The following is a 4,505-nucleotide window of genomic DNA, read 5'->3' on the forward strand; positions in this document are numbered from 1 at the left end:
GAATCTGAAAACTTTATGAAATCCTTGACAAAAAATAACAAGTGTGACAAGATTATTCAGTATATAAGTAATAATAATCAGATGTGAGGGATAGTAAGATGGAATCAAAAGGATTATATTTAATCGATGCAGAACAGGGATATACCATGGAGCAGGCAGTAGCAGAAGCGAAGAGATGTCTGAACTGCAAAAATCCGACCTGTATCACAGGATGTCCCATTGAAAATCATATTCCTGAATTCATTAAGGAAGTATCCAAGGGGAATTTTGGTGAAGCACGGGAAATTCTTGCGAGAAAAACCAATCTTCCTGCAATCTGTGGGAGAGTATGTCCTCATGATCTTCAATGTGAAGGGCACTGTATCCTGGCGAAAGCGGGTAAGGAAATAAAGATTGGAAAACTGGAAAGATTTGTTGCAGACTTTGATCATTCCATGGGACTGATCAATGAGAAGATTCCAAGAAAGACAAGAGGTAAGGTTGCGGTCATAGGTTCGGGTCCGGCAGGACTTACTGTGGCAGGAGACCTGGCAAAAGACGGATTCAATGTTGTGGTTTATGAAGCCCTGCCGGAACCAGGGGGGATTCTGCTCTATGGAATTCCTGATTTCAGACTTCAGAAGGATGTGGTGAGAAGAGAAATTTCGAAAATCGCATCATATGGGGTAACCTTTATGAACAATATGGTTGGTGGCGAAAACTTCACTGTAGATACTCTTTTCGAGAGAGGATTTGATGCTGTATTTATCGGTACAGGCACCAATGTCTCCAATAATCTGGATATTCCAGGAAATGAACTGCATGGAATAGAACTGTCCTCTTATTTTCTCAGGACTTCCATGCTGGCCAATGAAGGGAAACTGAACAGCGAAGAAGTCATTGTCCGGGAAGGTGATCGTGTCATTGTCATCGGTGGCGGGAATGTAGCTATGGATGCGGCAAGGACTGCGGTGAGAATTGGGGCGAAAGAAGTCCGGGTTGTCTACAGAAGAGACGAGGAAGATATGCCTGCATCAAAACTTGAATACGAAGATGCGCTCAGTGAAAATGTGAAGTTCCATTTCAGACATACACCCATTGAGTACGTGGGTAAGGAAGGTAGAGTGATCGGGCTTAAAGTAAAGAACGATGAAGGGGAGAAAATCATCGAAACAGACGTTGTTCTGGTAGCCATCGGCAGCAAGCCTGCCAGAAGAATCGTATCCACAACTGAAGGAATCGAGGTTGACGAGAAAGGATACGTCATCACAAGAGAGAAACCTTATGGTATGTGTACACTGAAAGGTGTGTTTGCAGGAGGTGACGTGGTGCATCAGCCTGCTACGGTTGTATTGGCGATGAAAGAAGCCAAAAAAGTGGCAGAAGGTATTGCAGCCTATGTGGATGCGAAGAAACTTCTGGACTTATAGAATCAGAAAAGAGACTGCCTTCCTTTATGAGGAATGCAGTCTCTTACGATCTCATCTAGAACAGCAGTGAAAAGATTCTGAAGAAGCTTTCTTTAAGATGCGTGAATACACTGCCTTGGTTGTATTCATCAAGCGTGAGCATTCTGCTGACGGCCATGTCATCATAAAAAAGGCCTTCCATTTTAGCGGCAGTCAGTTCATCGTAAATCACAGCATTGACTTCATAATTGTAATAAAGACTTCTTACATCAAAGTTTGCGGTACCTAAGGTGCAGATATTGGTATCAACAACAATGGCCTTGTTATGATAGAAAGCGGTTTTGTCATAGAAATAGAATTCTCCTCCTACATCAAGCAGCTCTTTAATATAGGTCATGGATGCATGACCCACTGGGGGATGGTCATACTGCTCCGGGAATACGATCTTAACGTCGATTCCTGACAAGATCGCCATCTTAAGAGCCTGCGTTAAGGAATCTGATGGAATAAAGTAAGGAGAACTGATATAGATTTTCTCCTTTGCTGAAGTGATCATTTTCAGAAACAGCTGTTCAATGGTTGAATAGGGAGACCCTGGACCATTGTAGATCAGCTGCATGGGCAGATAGTTTGTAACTGTGCTTGTCGGGAAATAATTGCTTAAATCTCCCTCTCTTTTATAGGTCTGTCTCTTCTTATCATATTCCCACTTCTTTGCTTCCTCATTGATGGACAAGACAGAGAAGAAGTCATCAAAGAACAGAGCCTGCAGACCTAGAACGAATTCGCCTTCGATTCTGGAATGGGTATCTCTCCAGTATCCGAATTTCGATTCTCCTCTATATTCGTCTCCGATGTTATTTCCGCCAAGATATCCGATTTTTCCATCGATAATGACGATTTTTCTATGATTACGATAGTTGATGGATGTGTCTACAAATTTGCTTATGCTTGCGAATTGAGCACTATAGGTAACGAGTTCTATACCGCTTTCTCTGATTTTCTTTAGATATTCCTTATCAAAAGTTCGTCCGCCGATTTTATCCATGATGAAACGAACCTTTACGCCTTCTTCGGATTTTTTTATAAGCAGGTCGAATACCTGTCTGCCGATCTTGTCTGATTTCACGATATAGTATTCCATATGGATGTGGTGCTTTGCATTTGCCAGATCTTTTAGCAGTTCCTCAAACTTTTCCACTCCATCTTTAAAGATTTTTATGTCATTATATAGAAACATGGGGCTGCCGTTGCCCATGGTGACCATCTTAGCCATTTCCTGGTGTGGACCTGCATATTCATCAAGGCTTGTCTTGACGAAATCCACCATTTCAGGAGATAGTCTTTCTTTCAGGTTCTTAGATTGCCAGTTTCTCCCGACCAGGAAGTAAAGAATAAGACCTAGAAAAGGAACGAGCATGAAAATGAGAAGCCATCCAATTGACTTTTCAGGCTTTTCTCTATTTCTGAATATAATAGTTAATGAAATAAGAAAATTGATTATGATAACAAGGACTGACATTACATTATAGAAATTCAAACGATTTACCCTCCTATCAGATCATCACATCTATATGGTCTATTATAATATATATTCAGATGACAAAGTCATCTTTACAGTAAGTTATCAATATAATGAATGTCTGCTCATATGGTATGATGATAAAGGATATGTGATCAGTAAAATTCCAGGTCAAATATCAGATTAGCGATTATAATACACATAACAGGAAATGACAAAGAGAAAAGCATGAGCGGATGAATGAATGAGTGAGTGGAAGGAGAGTCGGATATGGAACTGAAGGCAGGTTTTGGAAAGATTTTTCAGGAAAATCCTGAGGGGATTTACTTTGCTCCAGGTAGAGTGAATCTGATTGGCGAGCACACGGATTACAATGGTGGGAATGTCTTTCCCTGTGCTTTGACTATCGGAACATACGGAGCGGTGAAAAAGAGAAGGGATCAGATGGTCAGACTTTTTTCGGAGAACTTCGAGCATAAGGGCGTCATCCAGTTTTCTTTAGATGAACTGGTGTATGACAGAAGGCACGACTGGGCCAATTATCCGAAGGGAGTCATCAAGGTTTTTGTGGAATCAGGATTCAGAATACCTTACGGATTGGATCTTTACTATAGCGGGAACATACCTAATGGAGCAGGGCTCTCCTCTTCGGCATCTATAGAGGTGCTCACTGCGTTTATCCTGAAGGAACTTTTTCAGCTATCTGTCGAAACCATTGAACTCGTCAAGTTATGTCAGAAGGCGGAAAATGAATTTATCGGTGTCAACTCAGGAATTATGGATCAGTTTGCAGTGGCCATGGGTCAGAAAGACAAAGCCATACTGCTCGACACAAACTCACTGAAATACAGATATGCTGATATCAGATTAAAAGATGCCTCTATAATAGTAACCAATACAAATAAAAAAAGAGGACTACAGGATTCAAAATATAATGAGAGAAGAGCTGAGTGTGAGGAAGCTCTCAGGAGACTTCAGAAGAAACTTGACATCAACGCACTTGGTGAACTTACATCTAAAGAACTCATTGAAAATAAACATCTGATTGAAGACCCTGTTCTTATCAAGAGAGCGCTGCATGCTGTAACAGAAAATGAAAGAACACTGCTTGCCGTGAAAGCACTTGAATCTGAAAACATAAGGGAGTTCGGAAAGCTTATGTATGCTTCACATGAATCTCTCAGAGATGACTATGAGGTGACAGGAGCGGAGCTGGATACACTGGTAGAGGCTGCTGGAAAGGTTGATGGAACCATCGGATCCAGAATGACAGGTGCCGGATTTGGTGGATGCACCGTATCCATAGTAAGAAATGATGCTGTGGAGCATTTCATAGAGACTGTGGGGAAAGAGTACAGGAATCGAATCGGCTATGATGCGGACTTCTACGTGGTTTCCATTGGAGAAGGTGTACATAGAATAGAATAGCAGAAAGAAATGACAGATCATGAAGCTGAGCGTATGTGTTTCAGGTGTATACGAAAAAACTTTTTCATCTTATGTTATTGAGTGCCATATGATAACGAAGATGCTGTTTTCATCAGGGCTGGATTTTGAAATATTTTAGTAAAAACCTGTTGACACGTACTTCCAGT

At 41.2% G+C, this 4,505-nt stretch carries 3 protein-coding genes; 2 read left to right on the forward strand and 1 reads right to left on the reverse strand.

Annotation, left to right across the window (positions count from 1 at the left end):
* Positions 1-98: 98 nt before the first annotated feature.
* Positions 99-1,409, forward strand: a complete 1,311-nt coding sequence (locus tag ACHAL6_RS15290; protein WP_395271519.1) for an NAD(P)-dependent oxidoreductase — start codon at positions 99-101, stop codon at positions 1,407-1,409.
* Positions 1,410-1,464: 55 nt separating this feature from the next.
* Here the strand turns inward: ACHAL6_RS15290 and cls are convergent, their stop codons facing one another.
* Positions 1,465-2,928, reverse strand: coding sequence for a cardiolipin synthase (cls, locus tag ACHAL6_RS15295; protein ID WP_395271520.1), 1,464 nt, complete (start codon positions 2,926-2,928; stop codon positions 1,465-1,467).
* A 252-nt stretch (positions 2,929-3,180) separates the two neighbouring features.
* Here cls and ACHAL6_RS15300 point away from each other — a divergent pair, with 252 nt between their 5' ends.
* Positions 3,181-4,338, forward strand: coding sequence for a galactokinase (locus ACHAL6_RS15300; protein WP_395271521.1), 1,158 nt, complete (start codon positions 3,181-3,183; stop codon positions 4,336-4,338).
* Positions 4,339-4,505: the final 167 nt, after the last annotated feature.

Source organism: Proteiniclasticum sp. C24MP, from assembly GCF_043951855.1.
In the GTDB taxonomy this organism is placed as follows: domain Bacteria; phylum Bacillota; class Clostridia; order Clostridiales; family Clostridiaceae; genus Proteiniclasticum.